This window comes from Gordonia cholesterolivorans (assembly GCF_039531975.1).
GTDB lineage: Bacteria > Actinomycetota > Actinomycetes > Mycobacteriales > Mycobacteriaceae > Gordonia > Gordonia sihwensis.
In genome coordinates, this window is sequence record NZ_BAAARB010000066.1 from 1 (window position 1) to 755 (window position 755).

General features: G+C 59.1%; 1 protein-coding gene. It reads right to left on the reverse strand.

The genetic code is table 11. The features are described from left to right. Nucleotides 1-72 precede the first annotated feature (72 nt). Nucleotides 73-755 (reverse strand): AAA family ATPase (locus ABFX36_RS18915; protein ID WP_346077827.1); only part of this gene is annotated, 683 nt, incomplete at its 5' end.

Genomic DNA, 755 nt, shown 5'->3' on the forward strand with positions numbered 1-755 from the left:
GATGTGGAACCCGGACGTATCCGACGATCGGCGGCCTTGTCGTACCCGACAGGCACAATCAGCTCACAACCATCAATCCGAAACCGCACAGGCCAGGACGTCACCCCGATGAAATTTCGAGGCTAGAGCCGCCTTAAGGCGGCCACTGAAGGACGTGCGTCGCTCGTCAAGCTCTTCGCGTTCCGCGCCATCTTCTGGCTCGGCAGGCTTCAGATCAGCAATGGCGGAGTCAGTTGCTGCGGCCTTCAGAGCCTCTAACGCCGACACAAGAGGGACGAGATTCTTGCGCGGGGTCGGTACGACCTTCCTGCGGGCGTCGCCTGGCCCAGCTGTACGGGAGAGCCAGAGTTCGGTCGGCTTGTCGTTTAGATCGAGGTGCGCAACTGCAGCCTGATCCGCTTCATCCAGCCGATACTGAATCCTCACCACGATATGGTCATCGGCGACGTCACCGGAAAGTCCACGCGATCGTTGAGCGACGGTGAGCGACTCGCCGTTATCTATGTAGGCGAGCGCCTTCAATAGAGTCGTCTTGCCTGCCTCGTTCGGGCCGACGATAGCGACAACCTTGTGGTCGAGATTGATCTGCGCATCTGCCAGTCGTCCGAAACCGCTGAATTCTGCCTTTGTTAGCCTCGAAATTTCATCGGGGTGACGTCCTGGCCTGTGCGGTTTCGGATTGATGGTTGTGAGCTGATTGTGCCTGTCGGGTACGACAAGGCCGCCGATCGTCGGATACGTCCGGGTTCCACATC